This window comes from Streptomyces zaomyceticus, assembly GCF_014656215.1.
Lineage (GTDB): Bacteria > Actinomycetota > Actinomycetes > Streptomycetales > Streptomycetaceae > Streptomyces > Streptomyces zaomyceticus.
This window is the reverse complement of record NZ_BNBZ01000038.1, coordinates 50094-75494: the sequence shown is the minus strand read 5'-3', so window position 1 is coordinate 75494 and position 25401 is coordinate 50094. Positions and strand designations below refer to the sequence as shown.

General features: G+C 72.3%; 25 protein-coding genes. 23 read left to right on the top strand and 2 right to left on the bottom strand.

The genetic code is table 11. The features are described from left to right. Positions 1 to 162 precede the first annotated feature (162 nt). Entirely contained in the window at positions 163 to 894 is a 732-nt protein-coding gene (locus tag IE311_RS32250) for a class I SAM-dependent methyltransferase (RefSeq protein ID WP_189835410.1), read from the bottom strand. 290 nt (positions 895 to 1184) lie between these two features. On the opposite strand from IE311_RS32250, the gene IE311_RS37170 reads away from it, so the two are divergent. Continuing rightward, a complete protein-coding gene (locus IE311_RS37170) occupies positions 1185 to 1316 on the top strand; it encodes a hypothetical protein (RefSeq protein ID WP_268257225.1) in 132 nt (43 codons plus the stop codon). Positions 1317 to 1397: 81 nt separating this feature from the next. On the opposite strand, the gene IE311_RS32245 is transcribed toward IE311_RS37170, so the two are convergent. Further along, positions 1398 to 1901, bottom strand: a complete 504-nt coding sequence (locus IE311_RS32245) for a hemerythrin domain-containing protein (RefSeq protein ID WP_268257224.1) — start codon at positions 1899 to 1901, stop codon at positions 1398 to 1400. Between the two features lie 162 nt (positions 1902 to 2063). On the opposite strand from IE311_RS32245, the gene IE311_RS32240 reads away from it, so the two are divergent. The 22 genes from IE311_RS32240 to IE311_RS32135 all read left to right on the top strand — a co-directional run bounded on the left by IE311_RS32240 (position 2064) and on the right by IE311_RS32135 (position 25358). Further along, positions 2064 to 2225: a hydrophobic protein gene (locus IE311_RS32240; protein ID WP_189835408.1), complete on the top strand. Its 162-nt coding sequence runs from the start codon at positions 2064 to 2066 to the stop codon at positions 2223 to 2225. A gap of 293 nt (positions 2226 to 2518) precedes the next feature. Next, entirely contained in the window at positions 2519 to 2692 is a 174-nt protein-coding gene (locus IE311_RS32235; protein WP_189835407.1) for a CsbD family protein, read from the top strand. 255 nt (positions 2693 to 2947) lie between these two features. Continuing rightward, positions 2948 to 3229 carry a pyrimidine/purine nucleoside phosphorylase gene (gene ppnP, locus IE311_RS32230; protein ID WP_189835406.1) on the top strand — a complete coding sequence of 94 codons (282 nt, stop codon included), beginning with the start codon at positions 2948 to 2950 and terminating at the stop codon, positions 3227 to 3229. Between the two features lie 94 nt (positions 3230 to 3323). Then, positions 3324 to 4427 carry a PP2C family protein-serine/threonine phosphatase gene (locus IE311_RS32225; RefSeq protein WP_189835405.1) on the top strand — a complete coding sequence of 368 codons (1104 nt, stop codon included), beginning with the start codon at positions 3324 to 3326 and terminating at the stop codon, positions 4425 to 4427. Positions 4428 to 5163: 736 nt separating this feature from the next. Continuing rightward, a complete protein-coding gene (locus IE311_RS32220) occupies positions 5164 to 6411 on the top strand; it encodes an MFS transporter (RefSeq protein ID WP_189835404.1) in 1248 nt (415 codons plus the stop codon). Further along, positions 6408 to 7679: an aspartate aminotransferase family protein gene (locus tag IE311_RS32215; protein ID WP_189835403.1), complete on the top strand. Its 1272-nt coding sequence runs from the start codon at positions 6408 to 6410 to the stop codon at positions 7677 to 7679. Before IE311_RS32220 ends, IE311_RS32215 begins: the two co-directional genes overlap by 4 nt. Next, positions 7676 to 8590: an inositol monophosphatase family protein gene (locus tag IE311_RS32210; RefSeq protein WP_189835402.1), complete on the top strand. Its 915-nt coding sequence runs from the start codon at positions 7676 to 7678 to the stop codon at positions 8588 to 8590. Before IE311_RS32215 ends, IE311_RS32210 begins: the two co-directional genes overlap by 4 nt. A 26-nt stretch (positions 8591 to 8616) precedes the next feature. Next, on the top strand, positions 8617 to 9639 hold the full coding sequence (locus tag IE311_RS32205; protein WP_189835401.1) for an alcohol dehydrogenase catalytic domain-containing protein: 1023 nt from the start codon (positions 8617 to 8619) through the stop codon (positions 9637 to 9639). 30 nt (positions 9640 to 9669) lie between these two features. Continuing rightward, positions 9670 to 10116, top strand: a complete 447-nt coding sequence (locus IE311_RS32200; RefSeq protein WP_189835400.1) for a peptidase inhibitor family I36 protein — start codon at positions 9670 to 9672, stop codon at positions 10114 to 10116. A 137-nt stretch (positions 10117 to 10253) separates the two neighbouring features. After that, the gene (locus IE311_RS32195; protein ID WP_189835399.1) at positions 10254 to 11306 is read left to right on the top strand and encodes a ParB N-terminal domain-containing protein; all 1053 of its coding nucleotides are present in this window, start codon (positions 10254 to 10256) and stop codon (positions 11304 to 11306) included. A 98-nt stretch (positions 11307 to 11404) separates the two neighbouring features. Beyond that, positions 11405 to 13051, top strand: coding sequence for a phosphohexomutase domain-containing protein (locus IE311_RS32190; RefSeq protein ID WP_229902298.1), 1647 nt, complete (start codon positions 11405 to 11407; stop codon positions 13049 to 13051). A 242-nt stretch (positions 13052 to 13293) separates the two neighbouring features. Beyond that, entirely contained in the window at positions 13294 to 14343 is a 1050-nt protein-coding gene (locus IE311_RS32185) for a hypothetical protein (protein ID WP_189835397.1), read from the top strand. Next, positions 14336 to 15613, top strand: a complete 1278-nt coding sequence (locus tag IE311_RS32180) for a glycosyltransferase family 2 protein (protein WP_189835396.1) — start codon at positions 14336 to 14338, stop codon at positions 15611 to 15613. The genes IE311_RS32185 and IE311_RS32180 overlap by 8 nt, the downstream gene beginning before the upstream one ends. Continuing rightward, positions 15610 to 16971 carry an MFS transporter gene (locus IE311_RS32175; RefSeq protein ID WP_189835395.1) on the top strand — a complete coding sequence of 454 codons (1362 nt, stop codon included), beginning with the start codon at positions 15610 to 15612 and terminating at the stop codon, positions 16969 to 16971. Before IE311_RS32180 ends, IE311_RS32175 begins: the two co-directional genes overlap by 4 nt. After that, complete coding sequence (locus IE311_RS32170) at positions 16968 to 17597, top strand: hypothetical protein (RefSeq protein ID WP_189835394.1); 630 nt, start codon at positions 16968 to 16970, stop codon at positions 17595 to 17597. The genes IE311_RS32175 and IE311_RS32170 overlap by 4 nt, the downstream gene beginning before the upstream one ends. Further along, positions 17591 to 18892 (top strand): FAD-dependent oxidoreductase, encoded by a 1302-nt coding sequence (locus IE311_RS32165; RefSeq protein ID WP_189835393.1) that lies wholly within the window; start codon positions 17591 to 17593, stop codon positions 18890 to 18892. Before IE311_RS32170 ends, IE311_RS32165 begins: the two co-directional genes overlap by 7 nt. Further along, positions 18880 to 19782: a nucleotidyltransferase family protein gene (locus tag IE311_RS32160; protein ID WP_189835392.1), complete on the top strand. Its 903-nt coding sequence runs from the start codon at positions 18880 to 18882 to the stop codon at positions 19780 to 19782. Before IE311_RS32165 ends, IE311_RS32160 begins: the two co-directional genes overlap by 13 nt. A gap of 30 nt (positions 19783 to 19812) precedes the next feature. Then, positions 19813 to 20988 carry a glycosyltransferase family 4 protein gene (locus IE311_RS32155; RefSeq protein ID WP_189835391.1) on the top strand — a complete coding sequence of 392 codons (1176 nt, stop codon included), beginning with the start codon at positions 19813 to 19815 and terminating at the stop codon, positions 20986 to 20988. 174 nt (positions 20989 to 21162) lie between these two features. After that, entirely contained in the window at positions 21163 to 22062 is a 900-nt protein-coding gene (locus IE311_RS32150) for an aminotransferase class IV (RefSeq protein ID WP_189835390.1), read from the top strand. Next, a complete protein-coding gene (locus tag IE311_RS32145) occupies positions 22062 to 22691 on the top strand; it encodes an NUDIX domain-containing protein (RefSeq protein WP_189835389.1) in 630 nt (209 codons plus the stop codon). Before IE311_RS32150 ends, IE311_RS32145 begins: the two co-directional genes overlap by 1 nt. Continuing rightward, entirely contained in the window at positions 22688 to 24079 is a 1392-nt protein-coding gene (locus IE311_RS32140) for an alkaline phosphatase (RefSeq protein WP_189835388.1), read from the top strand. Before IE311_RS32145 ends, IE311_RS32140 begins: the two co-directional genes overlap by 4 nt. Beyond that, positions 24066 to 25358, top strand: coding sequence for an Nramp family divalent metal transporter (locus tag IE311_RS32135; RefSeq protein ID WP_189835387.1), 1293 nt, complete (start codon positions 24066 to 24068; stop codon positions 25356 to 25358). The genes IE311_RS32140 and IE311_RS32135 overlap by 14 nt, the downstream gene beginning before the upstream one ends. The last annotated feature ends 43 nt before the right edge of the window (positions 25359 to 25401 follow it).

Sequence of the window (25401 nt, the reverse complement as noted above, 5' to 3'; positions counted from 1 at the left end):
CCGCCCCGCCGCTCGTCCGGCGGGCCGGCTCATCCCCGCCAGGGCCAGTTCCAGGGCCAGGACTCGGGCAAGGGGCAGGGCCGGTGCCAGGGGTCGGGGCGCGAGGTCCCGGCCCTCGGCTCGGGGCGCGGTCCGGGGCGGTGAGTCGCGACCGCGGTCCGGTCAGCGGGAGTGGACCCGCAGCAGGGTGTGACCGGCGACCTCCTCGGTCACGCCCCACAGGGTGGGGTGGGTGGTCAGACGCTCGGCGAGGCTGTCGCGCAGGGCGTCCGCCGGGCCCCACGTGCCGTACAGCTTGCTCTCGGTGAGCACCACGGGCCTGAGGCCGGTGGTGAGGACCGCCTCCCAGGTGGCCGCCGCGACCCCGGGGGTGTGGGGGCTGCGGAAGTCGTCGAGGGAGACCACGCCTTCCCCGGTCAGCAGCTCGCGGGCGGAGGCGATGTCGGCGCGGACGTGGTGGTACAGGTGCGAGGCGTCGATGTGCACGAAGCGGCAGCTGTGGGCGGGCACTTGGCCGGTGATTCCGGAGGAGGATCCCTGGATCACGGTGGGCAGTCCACGGTGGAAGCGCAGATAGTTGGCCTCGAACACCTGGCGGGTCAGGGTCGGGTAGTACACCCGCATCTCGGCGGCCGTGGAGTCGTCGGGGGCCTCGCTCGCGTCGAACAGGTCGCACACGGTGAACCGTTCGCCGTCGGCGGCGTGGTAGCCGATGAGGATGGCGCTCTTGCCCTTGTACACCCCGAGTTCCAGCAGGTCGCCGCGGACGCCGTGGTCGCGCTGATGGGTCAGGAGCCAGTCGAAGAGGAACCGGTCGGCGTCGAAGAACCACCCTTCGACCTCGTCGAGCCGGTCGGGTGCGAGGAGGGGCTGGGCGGTGTCCTGTGCGGTCATGGCGGGTCCTCATGTCGGGGCGTACGCCGTCGGGGCGGCCCGAGACTACGGTCCCCACCGGCATCCGGCCCGGGCTCCTGCCGCGCCACGCGTGACGTCCACACGACAGGCGTAATCCCGTCGGGGACTGAGGTCGCGATTCGCGGGAAGGCGAGGAGCAGCCGCCCGTCACGGAGCGAGCAGCCGCTCTCCGGACCGGCAGCCGCTCTCCGGAGTCGAGAAGCGGGCGGGCACGGCGCGACGCGGTGCTCTCCGTACCGCCTTTCCCACGCAGAGATCAGGAGTGAGTGATGTCCCCCGTGATCACCCTGGCCACCGACGCCGCCACCGACCCCGCCGCCGCACCCGCCTGGTTCCACATGACGGTGATGGCGGTCGCCCTGCTCGTCCTCGTGCTCAGTCTCAAGCGTCGCCGCAACTGAGTCGGCGGCACCCCGGCGGTCTCCTTACGCGATGTCGACCCGGCCCGCGGGCCGGCTCGCGTCGGTCGGGGGCCTCACCGGTCACCGGTTGACGATCTTGCGGACGTTCTCCACGGTGCCGCACTCCGAGGCCAGTTGCCTCGCGCGCTCCTCCCGGAAGGCGACGGCCAACTCGGCCCTGCGCTCGTCGGGAACGTTCTCCCTGGCTCCGTTGAGGATCGTGCGTTCCTCCTCGTCGACGTGGTGGGAGACCGCCTCCACCAGGTCCTCCAGACGCGAGTCCCATGCGTCGGAACCGACGTCCTCGACCTCGAGCAGGGCGAGAAGCGCCTCGTTCCCCTCGGCGTGCTCCTCCGTGCCGTGCTCCACCTCCTCGTTGTCGATGTCGCGGAAGCGCTTGAGCGCTCCGTAGACCTCCGCCTCCTCGGCCTCGCCGTGCGCGACGAGCAGCGCCGAGAACTCCTTCAGCGCGGCCGCGCGATCGGCCTCGACGCTCCGCATCCTGCGGAACAGCTCCTCCATGGTGCGGTGGTCCTCGAGAATGACCGCCACGACGTCCTGGTCCTCCTTGCCGACGGTGCTCACTTTCGTCCTCCTCGCTCGATGTCCGCGGTCGCCGTTCCCGGCGTGGATGTCGTTCGCATGGGCGCCTACCCCCGTATCCCTTCCCCATTTCTCCTTCGTTTTCGAATGAGTGTGTGTGCACGGAAGAAGTGGGGGCATGCGGATGATCGGAGGTTGATATTCATGGTTCCCCTGCTTCTCGTTCTTCTTCTCGCCCTGCTTCTCTTCGGCGCTGGATTCGCGTTGAAGATATTGTGGTGGGTCGCGATCTTCGTGCTGGTCCTGTGGCTGATCGGCTTCGTGGCCCGCCCCAGGGGCGGCAGCGCGCGCTGGTATCGCTGGTAACACCCGCTCCACCCCGTTCCACCTGTTCTACGCGCTGCGGCGGTGGCCCGCCCCTCCACGGAGGGGCGGGCCACCGCCGTGCCTGCGGGGGAGACGGGGCGACGATCCGGCCCGGGGAAGAACGACTACCGGCATCCGTACTCCGTCGATGGACGGATTCGGTCGGCCGCACCGGTCTCGGAGTCTCGTCGGACGACATGCGGCGGCCGTGCATACATGCAGGAAACGCGGGCAGTCGCAGGAGCACGTCTCGCTCGGAGTCGTATGGAAAAAGCCGTGGGAAGGTGACAGGAATGGCCGGAGGCAAGAAGGCCAAGAACATGGGGAAGACCGCCAAGGGCAAGGTGAAAGAGACGACAGGAAAGGCTGTCGGCAATGAGCGCCTGGAGATGAAGGGCCGTGCCGAGCAGGCCGAAGGCGACGTGAAGCAGGCGACGGAGAAGGTCAAGGACGCGTTCAAGCGCTGACCCCCGGGTCGCTCGCCACAGGCCGCGACCGCCGTCGTACCGAGGCCGAGGGAGCCGCCGGCCGTGAGGCGCCGGCTCCCTCGGCCTCTGCGTGTGCGCGGGTCGTGAACAGCCCTCCGACCGCCCTCCGACCGCCCTCCGACCGCCCTTCGGACGGCCCGGCCGGAGCATATGTGCGCGGCATAGACTCGCCCCGCCGGTTGCCGACGCGCAACGAGCCGGACCTCTCTTCACCCGTCTTCCCGGAGGATGCCCATGTTCAAGGTCAACGAGTACTTCGACGGCACGGTCAAGTCGATCGCCTTCACCCAGGAAGAGGGCGCGGCGACCATCGGTGTCATGGCTCCCGGTGAGTACGAGTTCGGCACCGCCGCCCCGGAGATCATGCACGTGGTCAGCGGTGCGCTGACCGTCAGGCTGCCCGACGCCGGTGACTGGGAGACCTTCGCCGCCGGCAGCCGGTTCTCGGTCCCCGGCGACAGCACGTTCCAGCTCAAGGTCGCGGTCGACACCGCCTACCTCTGCGAATACCGCTGACGCGCCTCGTGACCCGCTGACGCCGGCCCGGGCCCGGTCCCGCCCCGGGGCCGGGCGGCGTGCGCATCGGGTGCGGACGTAGGAGCGTGGTGGTGTGGTGAAGGCGAGGAAGGCGGCAGCGGGCGCTTACCGGCGCAGCTGGTTGCACGGTGCCCCGCCACCCCGCTGGGTGCGGGTCCTTCCCGTGCTGCTGCTCGTGGGTGTCGGCGTGGTCGCCCTCACCAGCTCCACGCCGCTGGACATCGGCTTCCTGCTCGGCGCGGTGCCCCCGCTGGCGGTGCTGGCGTACGGGCCGTGGGCCACGGCCCTGCTCGGCGCCGCGACGATCGTGTTGCTGACCGTTCCGGCCTTCCATCTCAACCGGCCCGGCGACACCGATCTCTTCACCCTCGGCTTCGTCGCCACCCTGAGCATCTTCGTGTCGTTCGTCCGAGGGCGCCGGGACGCACAGCTCGACCTGGAGCGGACCGTCGCCGAGACGGCGCAGCGGGCCATCGTCCCGGAGGTCAGCCCGCGGGTCGGGCCCGTGCGCTGCGCGAGTCTGTACCGCGCCGCCGAACGCGGCACCCTGGTGGGCGGCGACTTCTTCGACGTACGGGCCGGCCCCCACGGTGTGCGGGCGGTCCTGGGCGATGTGCAGGGGCACGGCCTGTCGGCCGTCGCGACGGTCGCCTCCGTGCTGGGGGCGTTCCGCGAGGCCGTCCTGGACGACGCGGACGCGGAATCGGTCGCGGCGCGCCTGGACCGGAGGCTCGTGGTCGACTCGGCGCGTACGGAGCACGCGGAGCTCTTCGCGACGGCCGTCCTCCTGGACTTCGCACCGCACGGGCGGGAGGTCCGCGTACTGGCCTGCGGTCATCCGCCCCCGGTCCTGCTGCGCGGCGCGACCGTCCACGCCCTGGAGCTCGACCCCGGACCGCCTCTGGGGCTCGGCCTGGCCGACATCATGCCCGGCACCGCCCGTACGGTGTCGCTGATGCCGGGGGACAGGCTCCTCCTGGCTTCGGACGGCGTCCTGGAGGCACGGGACTCGAGCGGCACGTTCTACCCGTTCGTCGAGCGTCTGGAGCGCATGACCGGTACCGGTCCCGACCGGCTGCCCGACGAGATCTGGGACAACCTGATCCGCTTCGCCCCCAGGATCCAGGATGATGTCACCCTTCTGATCCTCACCTTCGACGGGTCCGGACCGCCGTGACCGCGGCTCGGCGTCGAGGACCGGTGGGCGGTGGAGCGGGCCGGGATGCCCGAGGGCACCGCCTCGGGTCGGGCGCGGCGGCCGGTCACCTTCAAGAGCGAGAACCGGCCAGAGCGCCATGTCACGACTTTCCTTAAGTCGTGGCCTAAGTGACTCGCTCCCCTCCGCTCGCCGATCTGCGACAACACGCCCGTCCCGTGGCGGGCGATCGGGCCGGACCCCGGAACCCGCCCGGCGGCCGTCGTCGCCACTTGCCTGACAAAGCCGGATAATCACCCCGGGCCCAAGGCGGCGAGAAAGTTGGTGCAATTCCGCGCCGTGGGCACATACGTTTGCGGTCGTGGCGAGAGATCAAGAACCCGATCGCCTCCGATGAAGACCACGCGGCCGTCGACGAAGTGGACCGGGAGATCCACTGCCAACCCCTCCCGAACAGTTCGACGGAGCCGTTCGCCGGCCCCTGCCCGGAAATCACTTCCGGGCCTCGGTACGGCGATCGAGAAAGCGGTTGCGGCACGTATCGGTGGGTCCCGCCGTCGAAGTCGGGATGTGCACCGCTTTCTCCGTACCGATGTCCTCGGGTCCGGCTCATGGAATGCACCCCGAGGCTTTCCTGGATACACGGTGGCCGTCTGGGCCGTCTCTTCCGGATCTTGCCCGACCCGAAAGAGACGACCCAGCGCCCTCCGACGGCGCGCCGCGTGCGGTCGACACCCACGACACAGGAGGCACCTGAATGGAGCCCAGATCCGCGGCGGCCCGCGCCGCGGTCTTCGGATACTTCGGCATCAACGGCACGGCCCTGGCCCTGTGGGTGGCCCATGTCCCCGACATCAAGCGGGACCTGGACCTCAGCCCCCTGCAACTCGGCGCGGCACTGCTGGTGGTGGCCGGTGGGGCGCTGGTCGCCATGCAGGTCGCCGGCCGGCTGATCGACCGCGTGGGCTCGGCCGCCGTGACCAGGATCAGTGGTGTCCTGCTCCCGCTGACCCTGGTCGGACCGGCCTTCGCCCCCTCACTGATGTGGCTGGCCGTCGCGCTCGCCCTGCTCGGCGCCGCCAACGGGCTGATGGACGTCTCCATGAACGCGCAGGCCGTGGAGGTCGAGCGGCTCTACGAACGGCCCATCATGTCCGCCTTCCACGCCGTCTTCAGCGTCGGCGGGGTGGTGGGCGCCGGCCTCGGCGCCCTCCTGCTGAGCCTCGACGTCTCCCGTGAGGTCTCCCTGCCGGTGGCGGCCGTGCTGCTCGCCGCGGCGGCCGCGGCGACGGGCGGCAGGCTGCTGGGGAAGGCGGAGCCCGCGGACGCCGGGGACGTCACGGAGCCGGGTGCCGCCGGCCGGCTGCCCCTGCTCGCCACCCTCCTCGGCTGCGTCGCCTTCAGCAGCATGGTCGTCGAGGGCGCGGCCGCGGACTGGGGCGGGGTGCACCTCCAGGAGACGGTGGACGCGGACACCGGTGTGTCGGCCCTCGCCTACGCCGCGTTCGCCGTGGCCATGACCACGGGGCGGGCGCTGGGCGACCGCGTCGTCGCCCGGTACGGATCGGTCTCGGTCGTCCGATGGGGCGGTGCGACGGCCGTCGCGGGCCTCGCCCTCGTCGTCTGGTCCGGGAGCCTGGTGCCGATCCTGCTGGGCTGGCTGCTGGCCGGCGCCGGAGTCGCGACCGTCGTGCCGCAGATCTTCACCGCCGCCGGCAACCTCAGCACCGACCAGTCGGGGGCGGCGCTCGCCCGCGCCGCCACCCTGGGCTACTTCGGCTTCCTCGCGGGCCCGCCGCTCGTCGGCTGGCTGGCCGATCTGACGGACCTGTCCACCGCCCTTCTGATCCCGCTTCTGCTCGCCGTCACGGTGGCCCTCAGCGGTCCCCTGGTCCGCCGCGCCACCGCGACCGGGACCGTACCGGCGCAGCCCGCCGGGGCAAGGGACGCCGGCGGTCTGTCACCTGCGGGACACCGCACGAACGAACCCTCGGGGGAGAAATGACCACGACCGACAACCGGCCACCGGAAGGCATGTACTACCCGGTCTCCGACCACAGGATGACCGGCGGAGAGGGCGTCTATCTGTACGACGCCGAGGGCCGCGACTACATCGACTGCGCGGCCGCCACCTTCAATCTGAGCCTCGGCTACGGCCATCCCGAGGTCGTGGCCGCGATCCAGAAGCAGGCCGAGCAGCTGATCCACGTCACGTCGAGTTTCCAGACCGGACCGGTCAACGAGCTCGTCGACCGGCTGGTGTCCGTCTCGCCGAAGAACCTGACCAAGGTGCACCTCAAGGTCTCCAGCGGCTCGGGCGCCAACGAGGGCGCGATCAAGATGGCCCAGGCGGCGACGGGGAAACGGGACGTCATCACCCTGTTCCGCAGTCATCTCGGCCAGTCGATGATGATGGCGTCGCTCTCCGGGAACGCCTTCCGCAAGGCGCCCTTCCCCTCCCTGCTGCCCGGTGGGCTGCACGTCCCCGACCCGTACTGCTTCCGCTGCTTCTACGGGCAGACTCCCGCGACCTGCGGAATGATGTGCGTCGACCGGATCGACGACTTCATCGAGTTCGCCAGCACCGGCCAGGTGGCCGCGGTGATGGTCGAGCCCATCTCCGGCAACGGCGGCAACATCGTGCCGCCGCCCGGCTACTTCCAGCGGCTCCGCGAGTTCTGCGACGAGCGCGGGATCGTGCTGATCTTCGACGAGATCCAGACCGGCATCGGCCGCACGGGCCACATGTTCGCCGCCGACCACTTCGGCGTCGAACCGGACGCGATCACCGTGGCCAAGGGTCTCGGCGGCTCCGGCGCGCAGGTGGCGGCGATCCTCACCAACGACCGACTGGCCGGCCTGGACGTGCACCACCACTCGTTCACCTACGGCGCGAACGTGATGGCCGCCGCCGCGGCCAACGTCACCCTGGACGTCATCGGCCGCCCCGGCTTCCTCGACAACGTCACCGCCGTCGGCGCGTTCGTCACCCGGCGGCTGCACGCGATGCAGGAGCGCTTCCCCCAACTCGGCGACGTGCGCGGGGTCGGGCTCATGATCGGTGTCGAGATGGTGGGCCCCGCCGGAGAGCCCGCCGTGGACCTCGCCAACGCCGTGGCGAAGCGGGGCATGGACCACGGGCTGATCATCCGGACCTCCCGGTACGGCTTCGGCAACGTCTTCAAGATCAGGCCGCCGCTCACCATGACGCTCCAGGAGGCGGAGCTGATGTGCGACCGGCTCGACGCGCTCCTGACGGAGGTCCTCTCGTGAAGGACCTGCTGATCGGCGCGGCGAACGAGATCCGCGGCGCCCTGAGGGCCGCCGGCCCCGCCCAGCTGTCCCGCCGGGTGCTGGGCGTCTCTCCCGGCGGTGACGCCCAGTTCGACATCGACGCGGTCGCGGAGGAGGCCGTGTGGGAGTACCTGCTGGCCCACGCGCCCGTCCCGCTGGCGGTGCTGACCGAGGACCACCACCGCCGGGACACCGGCGACGATCCGCGCCACCTCCTCGTCATCGACCCCATCGACGGCACCCGGCCGGCGTCGGCCGGCCTGGAGATGGCGATGATCTCCATCGCCGTCGCCCCGCTCGACACACCGGACCCCACCATCGGGGACGTCACCCACGCCCTGCTGATGGAACTCAAGTCGGGCGCCTGGATGTACACGGGACCGGAGACCGACGGCGTCGAGGCCGGACATCACGACGCGCCCGTTCCCTCGCTCAGCACCACCGTCGATCCCCGGCACATGTTCTGGTCGCTGGAGTTCAACGGACACCCCATGCACCTGATGACCGAGGCCTACGCCCATCTGGTCGACGCCTCCGCCAACACCGGCGGCGTCTTCGTCTTCAACAGCGCCTGCTACTCGATCAGTCGCATCGTGACCGGTCAGCTCGACGCCTACGTCGACATCGGCAACCGCATCCTGAAGGACCGGCCCGAGACCGAGGCCGAGTTCCGCAGGGTCGGCGGCGGTGACGTCCTGCACCTCTTCCCGTACGACATCGCGGCCGCCGTGCTCCTGGCCCGCAAGGCCGGCGTGGTGATCACGGACGCCTACGGCGCGGGCCTGGAGGACACGGCGCTGCTCGATCTGTCACCCCTCAACCAGCGCTCGTGCGTCGCCGCCTCCAACGAGGAGCTGCACACACGCCTGATCGACACCATCCGCTGGTGAATTCCCGTCCCGAACACGGAGGTTCCATGCGCGCGCTCACTCTCGACCACGACGGCACCCTCGTCCGCACCACCCGCCCGGACCCCCCGCTGACCCGGCCCGACGACGTACGGGTCCGCGTGGTGCAGACCGGGATCTGCGGCACCGATCGCGGCGTACTGACCGGCAAATTCCCGGCGGAGGCCGGCGTGGTCATGGGCCACGAAGCCGTCGGCCGGGTCGAAAGCACGGGGCCGGACAGCCGGTTCGCTCCGGGCGACCGGGTCGTGATCAACCCCACCCTGTACTGCTCGGACTGCCACCAGTGTGCCGCCGCCCGGTTCCAGCACTGCGTCAACAAGGCGGGCACCGAGGTCGGACTGGACCGTGACGGATCCTTCGCCGACTACATCGTCCTCCCCGAGCGGTTCGTCCACCCGCTGCCCGAGGACATGAGCTGGAACCGTGCCGTGGTCGTGGAGCCGCTCGCCTGCGTGCTCAACAATCTCGACGCCGCGTCCGTCGTCCCCGGCGAGGCCGTGACGATCCTGGGCGCGGGCCCCATCGGACTGGTCACCGCGATGGCGGCCCTCCACCTGGGCAGCGGCGTCGTTCTCGTCGAGACGGACCCGCTCCGGCGCGAGCTCGCCGGGAAGATCCTGCACGACCTTCCGGTGTCCGCGCCGCTCACCGTGACCGATCCTGACGGTGCCGTGCTCGCCCCGCGGTCCCGTACGGTCGTCGACACCGTCGGGAGCCTGCTCGACACCGCGCTGGAGCTGGTGGACATCGCCGGAACGGTCGTGATCATGGGCTTCGACGACCGCTCCCGGGTGACCGTCCAGCCGCTGGACATCCTCCGCCGCGGCCTGCGCATCGTCGGCGCGGGCGACTACAACGCCCCGTCCTTCCCCCGTGCCCTCGCCCTGGCCGAGCACCTGCCGCTGGAGCGTGTCGTCACCCACCGCATTCCGCTCGACGAGTACGAGCGAGCCCTCGAGGTCATCGGCGTCACCGGCCACGGCTATCGAGGAGCCAAGGTCGTCATCGTCAGCGACGACGAGCAGTGAACATCCCCCCACACACGAAGGAGTGCGCAGATGAACAGGCCAGGCGCGAAGTGCCGTACGCAGGCTCGGCCCTCCCGGGCGCGAGCGCCGATCGCCGCCGCCGCGTCGGCGGCCGCGCTCGCCCTCGCCGCCCTGACACCCGCCACCGCCCACGCCGCCCCGACACCCGCCACCGCTCACGCCGCCCGGTCGGCCGACTGCCCGTCCGGTGCGCTGTGCCTGTTCTCCGGGCGGGACTTCGGCGGTGACCGTCTTCCCCTCTCCTCACTGACCGGCGGCGGCACCTGCGTCAGCCTCGTGGACCACGGCTGGGCCGGGCGCGTCGAGTCCGCCGTCAACACCCACACCACCGGCGCGGTCCTCTTCCCCGGCGACGACTGCCTTGGCGGCCCGTACCAGGTCGCCGCCGACGCCGGCGTCGCCGACCTCGGCACCTTCGTCCCGCTGAGCGCCTGGGTGCCCGGCCGGACGGCCTGACCAGCTCCGCGCAGATCGCCTCCTGTCGCACACCAGCTCCCCGCACCAGGCACAGAGCCTCCTCGCGTGACGACCGCGGGACACCCATCCCGAGGGTGGAGGCCATCCGACCGGAACGGACGCACGAGAGGAACCTGATGATCGACAGCAGCGGACCGGACACCGACGATCACGGAACGGTCACCCGCCAAGTCGCCCGGTGCGTCGGGGAGATACGCCGCTCACCCGTGGTGCAGGTCCCCGTCGGCGCACTCCTGCTGGCCGGGTCACCGCGGGTGCGCGGCGAGGATCCCGGCCATGTGCGACTGCTCGGGGAGCAGGAGAACACGCTGCCGCCGATCGTGGTGCACCGGGCCACCATGCGGGTCGTCGACGGGGCGCACCGGGTGCGCGCGGCACTGCTGCAGGGGTTGTCGCTCATCGGTGCCCAGTTCTTCGACGGCGGGGAGAACGAGGTGTTCGTCCTGTCCGTCGCACTGAACGCGGGGCACGGACTTCCCCTGTCCAGGACCGACCGGACCAGCGCAGCCCGCTCCATCCTGACCTCCCACCCGTTCTGGTCGGACCGGAGCGTCGCCACCGTCGCCGGGGTGTCCGCGGCGACCGTGGCACGGCTCCGGAAGGGCGTCGCGGGCGCCACCACCGGCACCCGGATCGGACACGACGGGCGGGCCCGGCCCGTCAACTCCACCGAGGGCCGGGCCCGGGCGAGTGAAATGCTGCGGCGGGACCCGACCGCCTCACTGCGGCAGGTCGCCCGTACGGCAGGGATCTCGCCCGCCACGGCGGCGGACGTCAGGGACCGGCTGCTGCGCGGAGCCGACCCGCTGCCCGACCGGCTGCGGCGCGCGGTGGAGTCGGAGCGGCGGACCGCACACCGCTCCGCCGAGGGGGCCGGGGGAGCCGCCGGCGACGTGCTGCCCTCGCCCGAGGTGCTCACCCAGCTGGCCGAGAGCCTGCGCCGGGATCCGTCGCTGCGCCTCACCGAGAGCGGCCGGGAGATCCTGCGCCTGCTCGGCGTCTGCACCGCCGCGATGCGCGAACGACGGCGCAACGGCACGTCCGCCGTGCCACCGCACTGCCTCGACCCCCTCGCCAAGCTGATGCGCGGCTACTCGGAGATCTGGCAGTCCTTCGCCGCCGAGTTCGAACAGGCGCACCGCGCGAGGACACGGGACCCCGTGGCATGACCCGCGCGCCGCAGGCGCGCACCCGGGGCGATGAGCGTGCAGGAACCACGTCATGGGCCGCCGGCCGCCGCGGCGGCCGGCGGACAGAGAGGGGAGAGGTGCCCGAGAACCGGACGGAAGCCGACGTACGGAACGAGAAGGACCTGATCGACGTCGACCGGGTGGTCGACGCCTACCACGCGCTGCGTCCCGATCCGGGGGAGCCCGGCCAACGCGTCGTCTTCGGGACCAACGGACATCGCGGCGCCTCCCTGGACGCCGCGTTCAACGACGACCACATCGCCGCCATCAGCCAGGCCGTCGCCGAGCAGCGTGCCGCCCGCGGCATCACGGGCCCCCTGTTCCTCGGGAGGGACCCGCACGCACTGTCGGAACCGGCCCTCGCCACCGCCCTGGAGGTGTTCGCCGCCAACGGGGTCACCGTCCTGCGGGACGCCCCCGGCGCGTACACGCCGACCCCGGCCGTCTCCCACGCGGTGCTCGCGCACAACCGGCGGCACGGCCGGACGGCCCCGGCCGACGGTGTCGTGATCACGCCGTCGCACAACCCGCCCGGCGACGGGGGCTACAAGTACAACGAACCGCACGGCGGGCCCGCGTCCGCGACGACCACGGCGTGGATCGAGAAGCGGGCCAACGCCCTCGTCGCCGGCGGGCTCACGGAGGTACGCCGGATGTCCTCCGCCCGCGCCGAGGCCTCGGACACGACCGGGCGACACGACTTCCTCGGCGCCTACGTCGACGACCTGGCGTCCGTGCTCGACCTGGACGCGGTGCGCGCGAGCGGCGTACGGATCGGCGCGGACCCGCTGGGCGGCGCCTCCGTCGCCTACTGGGGGCGGATCGCCGAACAGTACGGACTGGACCTGACCGTGCTCGACGAACGCACCGACCCAACCTGGCGGTTCCTCGCCCCCGACAGGGACGGCAAGCTCCGTACGGACTGCTCGTCGCCCCACACCATGGCGCCGGTGACCGAGCAGCGCCACCGCTTCGACGTGATCGTCGCCAACGACGCGGACGCCGACCGGCACAGCGTCGTCACACCGGACGGCGGGCTGCTCCCCGCCAACCACTACCAGGCGGTGGCGGCCGCCCATCTGCACGCGCACCGGGAGCGCTGGCCCACGGACGCCGGGATCGGCAAGAGCGTCGTGACCACGGCGTTGATGGACCGGGTCGCCGCCGACCTGCGGCGGCCCCTGGTCGAAGTGCCCGTGGGCTTCAAGTGGTTCACCGAAGGGCTGCGGAGCGGGCGGCTCTGCTGGGGCGGCGAGGAATCGGCCGGGGCGTCGTTCCTGCGCCGGGACGGTTCGGTGTGGACCACCGACAAGGACGGCATCGTCCCCGCCCTGCTGGCCGCCGAGATCATCGCCGTCTCCGGGGCCTCTCCCTCGGCGCACTGGGAGGGGATCACCGAGCGGCTCGGCCGGCCGCACTACGTCCGGGCCGACGCCCCCGCCACGCCCCGGCAGAGGGCCGCGCTCGCCGGACTGTCCGCCGACCGGCTGCCGGGAGGGCGGCTGGCGGGCGAGGACGTCACGTCGGTGCTCACCCGCGCCCCGGGCAGCGGCACACCGCTGGGCGGCATCAAGGTGTCGACCCGCAACGCCTGGTTCGCGGCCCGGCCGTCCGGCACGGAGCACGTCCACAAGGTCTACGCCGAGTCCTTCCTCGGCCCCGACCATCTGGCACGTGTCCTCGAAGAGGCACAGGCGATGGTGGACAAGGCGATCAGGGACTGACCGCCCGCGCCGGGGAGGAATCCGAAAGGTGTTCAACCGCTTCGTCATGCGGTTGAACACCCCTCCGCGCCCCCGACCGAGGTGTCCGACTTGGAAATTGAGCACGTAGACGAAAACTGTCGTGCTTCGGAAGTATGAAGCCGTTCCGGGTACGACACCCACCAAGGTTTCGGAGAAATGAAGTGAACGAGCGGCCCATTCTCATTCACACACATGGAATCGGCACGATCGACTACAGTTCGATGCTCCCCGGTGAACTGCGCATGGTCGACGATCTGGCCACGGAGAACGGGTTCGACGTCGTCCCCGGAATTTTCCTCGGGCGCGACCACATTCCCGGACTGATGGATGTGATGAGCGCGTGGAGCGCGGACCGGGAGTCCTTTCCCTCCATTCTCGGATTCTCCGTGGAAGGCCCCCTCCTGGGCCGGACGGGCGGAGTGCCCCCGCGCGGGATCTGGTCGCCCACCGCCCGGGAGTGGGAGAGCATCGCGGCCCTGGGACGCCTCGGACTCCGGTACATCGTGATGGGCCCGGACATGGGAGACCTCGACGACGAGCTGGACGACGGCCTCACCTACCGGAACGTGATCGACCTCTGCTACGCCAACGGCGTCAAGATCGCGCTCGGACACTTCCAGCACGACGCACCCGAACGCAGCGCCGAACGCACCCGCGCGCTCATCGCGCACGTGCAGGACCGTTACGGCCCCGGTCCGGACGTCCTCCTCACCGACCATCTCTACAACGACATGCCCCGCGCGTTCCGGCACGTCTGGCGCACACCCGAGGAACGCTCGCGCCGGGCCGAGCAGTTGGCGCCGGTGCTCGCCGCCGACTGGGAATCGGCCGACCTCGACCGGCTGCTCGGGCCGGTGCCCGCCGCCCTGCTGCGCGCCGCCCGGGACGGAGACCTGCTGCCGTTCCTCAACTTCGACGGGGACCACGTCGACCTGGCCGTCTGCCGGCGGACCGTGGAGTACCTCGGTCCCGAGCGCCTGATCGGGATCACCGACGACACCAGCGTCCCGTTCCTCGCCGGTGAGAAGCTGCACCACCGGGAAGGCAGTGGCCTCTGGTACCGCGGAGACGGCATCGTGGCGGCCGGCTCGGGGGGCCTCGCCACCCAGCGGCGCAATGTCTCCGACATCGCCGACACCACGGCTTTCGAGCATCTGTTCCGGCACAACCCGCGCCGTGCTCTGACGCCGGTGCGGGAACTCGTACCGGCCTCCACGGCGACCGCGCCGACGGGCGCGGCGCTCACCGGTGAGGGGCTCGGCCGTGTCTGATCAGACCCCGACCCCGACCCCGGCCCAGACCCCGACCCCGGAGACGATCGCCCGCGACGCGACATGCGCGTACGTCAGCGCGTGCGATCCCGAAGCCGCCGTCAACGCCAGCACCTGGCAGGAGACGGAGAGCGCCCACTCCGCGGTCGGCGCGGCGCTGCTGTCGCACCCCTGGCCCGATCCTTCGGTCCCGCACGCGCTCAAGCGCCTGGCCGACGACCCCGCGGACGCCGCGGCGCACCGCCACGTCGAGTCCGCCGTGGCGGCCGAACTCACGCGTGAGCGCGCGTTCGGCGCCCTGCTCCCGCGACTGGTCGCCGAGGTGGCGCGCACCAGCGTCGTCCGCTACCACCTCGGCACGGCGTACGAGCGGCCCACGAAGGACGAACCCGCCGTCCCCGACACCCCCGAGGACGTCCGCGCGCTGCTCACCGACCGGATCGCGCGTCCGCAGGACGGGCCGGGTGCCGGCGACCCGATCGTGACGGTCGTCATCCCCGTCCGGGCCCACCCCTCCGACACCGGACGGGCCCGCAACGCAGTGGCCGCCGTCGCCTCCGCAGTGCGGCAGGACCTGGACCGGTCCGCGTACCGCGTCGTCGTCGTGGAGCAGGACGTACGGCCCCGGATGGACCAGTACCTCGCCGAGCTCGTCGACGCGTATCTGTTCCTCCCCAATCCAGGTGCCTTCAACAAGAGCTGGGCGCTGAACGCCGGAGCGGAAGCCTTCCCCGGAACGCGCCACCTCTGCTTCCACGACGCCGACATGGTGGTCGAGCGCGACCATCTGAGCAGGGTGGTGGCCTGCCTCGACGACGGACCTCCGGCGCTCCTGCCCTACGGCGACCTGCTCTTCCTCGACCAGGCCAGCAGCGGCCGGGCCATCCACTCCCGGCTGGCGGCCGGCGGCCCGGCGAGCGTCGACGCGGACCGGCTGAGGGGCTTCGCGCTCCGCGACGTGTGGGGCGGATACGTCTGCGTCACCCGGGACCTCTTCGAGACGGTGGGCGGCTACGACGAGCGCTTCCGCGGCTGGGGCGACGAGGACAACGAGTTCTACCGGCAGGTGCTCCGCCACACCTCGGTGCCCCGCTGGGAGAGGCCCCTCGCCCATCTGTGGCACCGCCGGCCGGTCATGGTCGACGCCGAAGGCCGGCGTGCCAACCAGCACATCGCCAGAACACCGCGGCCCGCCGACCCCGGGCCGCTCGGCGACCCGGGGAAGTACGCGCACGAGATGCCGCACGACACGAGGACGGACACGACGTGAGCGCGCAGAACAAGGGGCTGTCGGCCCGGTTCGGCATACCGCCTCTGACCGAGGTGCGCCGGACGACGGCCGCGGTCCTGGTGGACACCGTGGGAGTGGGGCTGATGATTCCCATCTCCCTGCTGTACTTCACCCTCACCACGGATGTCCCCGTCGCACAGCTGGGCGCCGCTCTCACGGCGGCCACCCTGCTGTCCCTGCCCGCCGGCCTGGCGGGCGGTGCGATGACGGACCGTCTCGGCCCCAGGGCCGCGATGGTGTCCAACAACGTCATCTCGGCGGCGGGTTACGTGCTGTACCTGCTGGCGGACGACGTGGTGGGGATCTTCCTGGCCATGCTGCTGGTCGCCGTGGCGGACCGGATGTACTGGGCCTGCTGGTCGTCGTACGTGCACGCCCTCAGCAACGGCCGCCCGTTCGAGCGCTGGTTCGCCTTCCTGGAGTCCATCAAGGCGGGGGCCATGGGTGTCGGGGCGTTCCTCGCCACCGCGGTGCTCGCCGTCAGCGCCGTCACCGGGGCACGCTGGCTGGTCGTCCTCAACATCGTCACATGTCTGGCGGCGGCGCTGCTCTTCGTCCTCCAGCCCATGGCGAAGACCACCGCGGGCAAGGCGTCCGCGACGGACGGGGACGACGAGGACCCCGAACTCCTCCAGGCCGTACGGGGCTGGCGCACCGTCCTGGCCGGCCGCACCAACCTTCTGTTCAGCCTCGGGCAGGTGCTGTTCAGCCCCGTGATGCTGCTGCCCTCCGTGGCGCTGCCGGTGCTGTTCGTGGAGCGCTGGGACATGCCGGTCTACGTGTCCACACTGCTCTTCGCGCTGAACACCGGGATCGCGGCCCTGATCCAGACCCCGCTCAGCCATGCGGTGCGCTTCCGCTCCCGCGCCGGGGTCATCTGCTTCTCCGCCGGACTCCTGTCGGCCTCGCTGCTCCTGATGGCCCTCCTCCCGGAACGGCAGTCCCCGCTGGCGTGGACCGTGGTGGTGTTCGTCGGCGTGGTCCTCGCGGTGGTCGACGCGCTGTACATGCCCGCCTCCAACGCCCTGATGACCGAGTCGGCGCCGGACGCCGTCCGCGGCCGTACCGTCGCCGTGTTCCAGACCTCGGGAGCCGTCGGCATGGCGGTCTTCCCGGTCTGCTTCGGCTTCGTCTTCCAGTACTCGGCGGCGCTGACCTGGGTCCTGCTCGCCCTCGTCATCGCGGCGGGCGGGCTGTGCTTCGCCGCCGCTTCGGCCCGGCTGCCGCGGGCGGTGCGCTTCCCGGAGTTCCGTGCGGCGGGCGGGCCCGTACCCTCCGACGACGACGCACCCGGCCCGGCCCCCCGGGCGCCCGAAAGCCGGGCAGGGGCGGAGTGAACCGGCTTCGACACGGCGCCGGGCCGACGGCGGGAGGGCCGGACGCCCCGGCGGGCGGAACGGACGGCGCCGCGGGCGACGCCCCGACCGTGCACCGGCTGGGTGTCCCGGCCGCCGCGGTGCGCGGACCGCTCGTCCGCGACGGAGTCCTCTTCCACATCGACGTACGCGACGGGCACGTGGCCGCCGTCGTCGACGGCAGGAGCCGGGTGGTGATGCCGAGCGTGCCGCCCGACGCCGTACTCTGCGCGATCGGCGACGACCTGGGGGTCGTCCACCCCGTGCCGGGGGGATTCGGGGGAGTCCTGTTCCACGTCCGTGACGGCATCCCCACCTGTCCCGTCCCGCTGGCCCTCCCGCCCGGCCTCCGGGAGCTGGTGCGCGCGGCCGCACCCACCGGTGCGGTCGAGCGGGAACACCGGCAGATCCGGGTCGAGAGCGCGAGGCTCCGGGTCGAGCTCTCGGTACCCGCCGCGGCCGGGGCGGACGGCCACCGCTTCCCCCGCCCAGGGGCGCGGAGCGTCGTCTGGCCCGTCAGGACACTGGTGCTGGAGCCGGCCGGTGAGGGGCGGTGCCTGGTCTCCGAGCACATCACCGGCTTCGTGACCGGGGCGGGACCGTGGTGACCCCGAAGGGCGGGGGAGCGGGTGAGCGGATCCACTGGCCGGGCGTGGTCGTCGTCGGTGCGGGCGTCACCGGACTGCTGGTCACCGAGCGGCTCCGACGGAGCGGCATACCGGTCCTCCTCGTGGAGCAGCGCGGTCTCGGCGCGGGCCAGACCGGACACTGCCACGGCTATCTGCACCGCGGATACATCTACCGCCGGCTCGGTGCGTCTCAGCAGAGCGCCCTGGACGGCTGCGCGGACTGGTGGGGGCGCCGGCTCGCGCGGGCGGGAGGGGAGTCCTTCGTCGGCGGGGAGAGCGTCATCGGGTTCACCGGGGACGAGGAACGGGAGGAGACCCTGGCCGCCTGGACCTCGCTCGGGATGCCCTGGAAGGAGGTCCGCGTGCCCGGACTGGCCGGTACCACCGGGACGTTCGCGGTGCCGGAGGCGACCGTGTCCCCCCGTGCGGCGGTGCGCGCCGTCGCCGGGATCGCGGAGTCCACCCCCCGGGTGCACGGCCGCGCCGTGCTGCCCCGGCTGTCCGGCCGGGCCGTCTCGGAACTGGAGATCCTCACCGACGAGGGGACGACGACGGTGTCGGCCCCCGCCTATGTGCTGGCCGCCGGGCTCGGCACACCCGGCCTCCTGGGGCCCTGGGCCCGCGCACTCGGCATGCGGACCCGGCTGTCGTACATGCTGGTCTGCCGCAGCGGCCGTGACCTGCCCGGCGCGTTCTGTCTGCCCGCGGACAGCGCGCAGGGTCTGTTCGTCGCCTCCCGGCCCGCCGGCCGGGACCGGGTGTACCTGCTGTCGACCTTCGTCAACTTCTGGCCGAGCGCCGAGGACGAGGACGCCCGCCGCTCCTGGCTCGCCGCCGCCGGCCGGGTGCTGGCCACCCATGTCCCCGCCCTGTGGGACGACCCCGACGCCCGGTGGGGTCTCTATCCGGCCGGAAAGATCGAGGTGGACCTCCCTGACGAAGGCGGCGGCCTGCCGGAAGGCGGCGTCCTCGACGTCGGCTGGGACAACGCGGTGGCCGTCCTGCCGGGCAAGTTCGTCCTCGCCCCCCTGTACGCGGACCGCTGCGTGGAACGGCTCGCCCGTCTCACCGACCTCGACCGCCTGCGCGGTCCCTCACCCGTGACACCGGAGTCCCCGACCGGACCGTACGGCTCCGGCGACTCGTCCTGGGCCGCGGAGGACTGGGAGATGACACCGCTGTTCCGTCGCGCCGAACTCTTCGACGGCCCGGGCCCGGCCCGTCGTGTCCCCGCACCATCACAGTGGAAGGAGACCGACCGGTGGAGTGCCTGATCCTCGGTGCCGGTGCCGGCAGCAGACTGATGCCCCTCACGGACCGGCTGCCCAAACCCCTGCTGCCTCTCGGTCCGACCACCATCCTGGGGCGTCTGATCGGCCAGGTGGCCTCGCTCGGGCCCGACCGGGTCCTGTGCAACCTGCACCATCACGCGGCGGCGGCCGAGGAGTACCTCGCCTCCGTCGAACACGCCCTGCCGGTGCTCACCCGCAGGGAGGAGCGGCTGCGCGGACCGTCCGGTTCGATGCTCACCTTCCAGGACGAACTCGCCGCCGCCGACACCGTTCTCGTGGTCTCCGGAGACCTCTACCTGGGCGACGGGGCCCTCGGGGAGCTGGTACGGCGCCACGAGGAGTCCGGGAGCGAGCTGACGGTGCTCGCCGTCGAGGTCGACGACGGATCGCGGTTCGGCGTCTTCCGGCTCGACGACCGCGGACGCCCCACGGCACTGGAGGAGAAGCCGGCCTGGGCCGCGGGCCGCCGGAGCTGGATCAGCGGCGGAGCCTACTGCCTCCGTCCCGAACTGCTGAAACGCGTGCCGAACGACCGTATCCACGACTTCGGGGCCGACCTCATCCCCGAACTCCTGGCCGAGCGGGCCGAGGTGACCCTCGCCCCCTGGCTGGGGAGATGGGACGACCTGGGGACCATCGACTCCTATCGGCGGGCCGTCCTCGACGACCTGGTGTCCGGGACTCCCGGCGGCGGTGACGCCCACTACGTCGCGCCCACCGCCCGCGTGCATCCGTCGGCGCGCCTCACCGGCCGTGTCCACGTCGCGGACCGGGCCGTGGTGGAAGCCGGTGTCCGGCTGCACGACACCGTCGTCCTCCCCGGCGCGACCGTTCCCGCACACACCACCGTGGCCGACGGCTGCGTCGCCTGACCCCGAAGCCGGACCCATCACGGAGACCGCATGCGCATCCTTGTCCTCGCCCCGGCCTACCACCCCCTGATCGGCGGCGCCGAGTCCTACATCCGTACGGTCGCCACCGGACTGGCGGCCCGTGGCCACGACGTGATGGTCGCCACCGACGGCGACCGTCTCGACGCGCCCGTCGACGACACCGACGGCCAGGCCGCGGTCCGGCGCCTGCTGGCCTACCGGAACCTGCTGGACGACCCGACGAAACTCCGCTGGGAGCAGATGCAGTTCAGCACGGCGGGGGAGCTCGCCGCCCTGGTCGACGGCTGGGGCACACCGGACGTCGTGTTCGCCAACAGCCACGAGACGGCCGTGCTCGGCAGCATGGTCGCCCTGACCTACGGCCGCCCCCTCGTGGCCAACTTCCACGAGCAGGAGCCCGAAAGAGGACCCCTCGGCCGGGGGAGGGCCCGCCTGGTCTACGCGGCCCTGCCGGTCAACGCACTGGTGGCGGGCAGCCGCTTCTACCACGAGAAGGCGCTCGCGTACGGCAGTCCGCCGGCGACCACCCACCACATCCCGCACGGCATCGAGTGCGAACGGTTCGCGACCGAGGGACCGAGGCGCCCCGACGGACGGTTCGTCATCGCGCTCAGCGGCCGCATCGCCCCGCGCAAGCAACAGGACTTCATGGTCCGTGTGCTGGCCCGGCTGATCTCCGGAGGACTCGACGCCCATCTGGTCGTCGCGGGCCGCGCCCACTCCTCCGACCTCGGCTACTACGAGCGGCTGCTCGCCCTCGTCAAGGAGCTCGATCTGGAGGACCGGGTCACGCTCCGCCAGGACCTTGCCCTCGACGACATGCCCGGGGTGTACCGGGAGTGCGACGTCGTGGTGCAGCCCAGTCTCGCCGAGGGCCTGGGACTGGCCGTACTGGAGGCGATGGCCGCCGGACGCCCCACGGTCGTCAGCGATGTGAGCGGTCTGCGCGAGGTGATCGGCGATCCTCACGTCGGGCTGCGGCTCTCCCCGCACGCCGAGGGTGCCTGGGCCGAGGCATTGACCAGGCTCGCGGCCGACGAGGAGCTCCGCGCACGGCTGGTGGCGAACGCCCTGTCCACCGTCCGCAGGGAGTTCAACGTGCGCCGCATGCTGGACCAGACGGAACGGCTCCTGGAAGGCGTGCGTGCGTCGTGGAGCCCGGACGGGAGCGATCCCGTCGGCTGACACGGGCGGGCGACCCCGTCGGGCGACCCCGTCGGGTGACACCGGCAGGAGACCCCGTCGGGTGGCACCGTCGCGCGACACCCGCGGCCGACCGTCGCCGCCCCCCGCCCCCGTCGCTCCTCCGGCCCGCCCTTTCGACGCTCCCCACCAGCCCTCCCCGGAAGGACACCCACGATGCACGTACAGAACGGCACCATCTGGCTCGACGGAGAGATCGCCGACTGGGACCGGGCGAGGATCCCCCTGATGTCCGACGCGCTGCTGCGCGGCCTCAGCGTCTTCGACGGCCTGGTCGCCCGGCGGCAGGACGACGGAACACTGGCGTTGATCGGCGCGGAACGCCACCTCGACCGCCTGGCGCGCTCCTGCGAGGTGCTCGGCCTGCCCCTGGAAGGCGGGCCCTCCGCACTGCTCGACGGCTGCCGGACCGCCGCCGCGCACGAGGCCGCCGACGACCCGGACTGCGAGGTGTACGTCCGTCCCATGGTGGTCGGCGCCGTCCTCACCCCGCGAGCCGTCACCGCCTCCGTGACCGTCGCCGCCTTCCGCCGGCAGCCGGCGGCTCCCGCCCCGGTCGCCCTGATGACGAGCGCCTGGCGGCGTCCTGCCGACGACACGCTGCCCCCGGCCCTGAAGGTGGTCGGCAACTACCAACTCACCCGCCTCGCCCGGCTGGAGGCGACGACGGCCGGCTACGACGACGCGCTGGTCCTCAACACCGCGGGCAGGGTCGCCGAGTCGGCGGGCGCCGCCGTCGTGCAGGAACGCGGTGGACGACTGACCACACCGCCCTCCTGGGAGGGCTGCCTGGACTCGGTGACCGTCGCGCTGCTGGCCGAGCTCGCCCGCGCGGAGGGCATCGAGTGGGCGCGCGAGCCCCTGCTGCGCACCACGGTGCTCGGCGCGGACGGTCTGGCACTGGCGGGGACGCTCGCCGACGTGGTGCCGGTGAGCAGGCTCGACCACCGGGAGTACGCCGCACCCGCGCCGCTGCTGGAACAGCTCGGCGTGTTCTGGGCCGAGGCGTCCCGGGGCGGCAAGCACGCGGGGCTGCTGGAGACGGTGGCGGTCTGATGGGGGAACGCGGCGCCCGGCCCGACGGCGCCTTCGACGTCCTGGCCAGCCGACGGGCCTACACCTCGCCGTACATGCGGCTCCGCGAGGACGACGTGCGCTTCCCCGACGGGTCCCTCGGCGTCTGGACGGTCATGGAACGGTCCGATTTCGCGCTCGTCGTGCCCGAGGTGGAGCCCGGACGCCTGGCGATGGTCAACCTCTACCGGCATCCGGTCGGCCGGCGCTTCTGGGAGTTCCCCCAGGGCGCGGCGGCGAGGCCCGGAGTCTCCCCGCGGGAGACGGCCGCCGGGGAACTCCGCGAGGAGGCCGGCCTCACCGCGGACACCTGGGAGCCGCTCGGCGTGCTGCACGAGGCGTACGGCTACGCGACCGGTGTGTGCCACGTCTTCCTCGCGCGCTCGCTGACGACGGTCGGGCAACGGCCGGAACCCGGCGAGGGAGACATCGGACCGGGGGTGTTCGACACCGAGGAGATCTGGCGGATGCACGAAACGGGCGACCTCACCGACGCCGTGACCGTCGCCGCGCTCGGCCTGTACGAGCGGGCGGGACGCGGCACGGATCCGCACCGGGGACGACAGGCCGGCACGGAACCGCGCACCGGACGACAGGACGGCACGGTATGAGCGGCGACGCGACGACACAGCAGGCCCGCGGCGGCCCGCGGCCGAGCGCCGGCACCCCCCGGCCGAGTCCCGGCATCCCGCTGCCCCGCGGCGGGAGCGTCTGGGGAGACAGCAGGCGGGCCGAGGAGGCGCTCGCCCTCGCCTCCACCGGCAGGCCCCGGAACGTGATCCTCTTCGTCGGGGACGGCCTGGGCGAGGACGAGATCACCATCGCCCGCAACTACCTCAGGGGCGCCGACGGGCGACTGGTTCTGGACAGGTTCCTCTTCACCGGCACCGTGACCAACTACTCGGTGGTTCCCGGCGACCCCACCCGGCACAACTACGTCACCGACTCCGCCGCCGCGGCCACCGCCTGGGCGACCGGGGTGAAGACCTACAACGGCGCCATAGGCGTCGACGCCCACGGAGCCCCGGTCCCCACCCTGGTGGAGCTCGCCGGTCAGCGGGGCATGGCCACCGGCCTCGTGACCACCGAGGAGGTCTGCGACCCCACCCCCGCCGCCATGGCGGCGCACGTCGCCGACCGCAGCGGCCGCGGACCGGACACCATGGAGCGGTGCCGGGCGCAGGCGACCGAGAACGGCGGGCCCGGCTCCATCGTCGAGCAACTGGTGCGCACCCGGCCCGACGTCCTGCTCGGCGGGGGCGAGCAGTACTTCCGCCAGACCGTCAGGGCCGGGGAGTTCCAGGGCCGTACGGTCCTCGACCAGGCCGCCGCCGCGGGCTACCGGCTGGTGACGACAGCGGCCGGACTGGCCGCCGCGGACGCCGACGGGCCCCTGCTCGGACTCTTCGGCGACGGTGCGCTGGCCCGCGCGTGGGTGGGGCCGAAGGCACGCACCGACCGGGGGCCCGCGGCCGTCTGCCGGGTCAACCCCGATCTCCCGGCGGACCAGCCGACGCTGGCCCGGATGACCGCGAAGGCCCTGGACATCCTGGACGAGCGGGCCGGGGGCCGGGGATTCCTGCTCCAGGTCGAGGCCGGGCTGATCGACACCGCGAGCCACGACGGCGACCCCTGCGGGATGATCAGCGAGGTGGCCGCCTTCGACGAGGCGCTCGCCGTGGGACTGCAGTGGGCGGAGGAGCACGGAGAGACCCTGGTCCTGGTCACCGCCGACCACGGCCACTCGGCGCAGATCGTCCCCGTCGACGTCGAGAGCCCGGGGGCCACCACGATGCTCCTCGCGCACGACGGCGAACCCATGCTGATCAACTACGCCACCAACCTCCCCGGCGAGATCCTTGTGCACACGGGTGCTCAGGTACGGGTCGCCGCCCACGGCCCGTCGGCCGCCGCGGTCCTCGGACTCGGCGACCAGACGGACCTGTTCCGGCTGATCACCGGCCTGTGGGAGGAGAAGGACGCGCATGCCGACGTCTGACCACCGGCCGTCCGGCACCGTTCTGGACGGGAAGGCCCGCGGTCCCGGGGAACTGGGCGTCACACGCTCCGCCGTCACGCGCGCCGTCATGCTCGGACCGGCCTTCGTCGCGGCCGTCGCCTATGTGGACCCGGGCAACTTCGCCACCAACTTCACCGCGGGAGCGCACTACGGCCACCGTCTGCTGTGGGTGGTGCTGGTGGCCAACGCGGCCGGTCTCTTCTTCCAGGTGCTGGCCGCCAAACTGGGTGTCGCCACCGGCCGGGACCTGATGCGGCTGTGCCGGGACCGATACCCGCGCCCGGTGGCCTTCGGCCTGTGGGCACAGGCGGAGGCGGTCGCCGTCGCCACCGACCTCGCGGAGATCATCGGCGGCGCGCTCGCCCTGCACATGCTCCTGGGCACGCCGTTGCTGCTCGGCGGCGTCGTCACGGCGCTCGTCTCGTTCGCGCTGCTCCATCACGACCGGCGCGGTCGCCGCAGGTTCGACTGGATCGTGGCCGGATCGCTGTTCGGTATCGCGGGCGCGATGCTCTGGCTCGCCGTGGCCGCCCGCCCCGGCGCCTCCGAGCTGTCGTCCGGCCTCGTCCCCGGATTCGCGGGCCGGGAGAGCCTGGTCCTGGCCGCCGGGATCATCGGCGCCACGGTCATGCCGCACGCCGTCTTCCTGCACTCGGCCCGGTCCGCGGAGCGGGCGGGGGCGCTGCGGAAGGCCGGGATCCTCCGCGCGGGTCACGACGAGCGCATGGTGCTCCGGGGCGTCCGCTTCGACGTGACCGTCGCCATGGTGCTCGCCGGGCTGGTCAACGCGGCGATGCTCGTGGGCGGCGCGCATCTGGCCGGCGGCGCCGGACCGCTGGTCGAGACGCTGGAGGACGTACGGGACGGGCTGCGCACCTCCCTCGGCGGCGGGGTGGCCCTGGCCTTCTGCGGGGCGCTGCTGATCTCGGGACTCGTGTCCTCGTCGGTCGGCACCTACGCCGGGCAGGTCATCATGACCGGGTTCCTGCGCCGTCGCCTGCCCCTGATGGTGCGCAGGGTCCTGACCGTGCTCCCCGCCCTGCTCATCCTGGCGGCGGGCGCCGACCCCACGGCCGCCCTGGTGTGGTCCCAGGTGGTGCTGTCGTTCGGGCTTCCCTTCGCCCTCGTTCCGCTGCTGCTGTTCACCCGCGACCGGGGGTTGATGGGTTCCCTGGTGAACCGCCCCGTCACCACGGCGTGCGGAGCCCTGGCGGGGGCCGCCATCATCTGTCTCAATCTCAGCCTTCTCCTGCCGTGAGCACGGCAGGATCTCCGCGGAGCGGCTCGACCGCTCCGCCGAC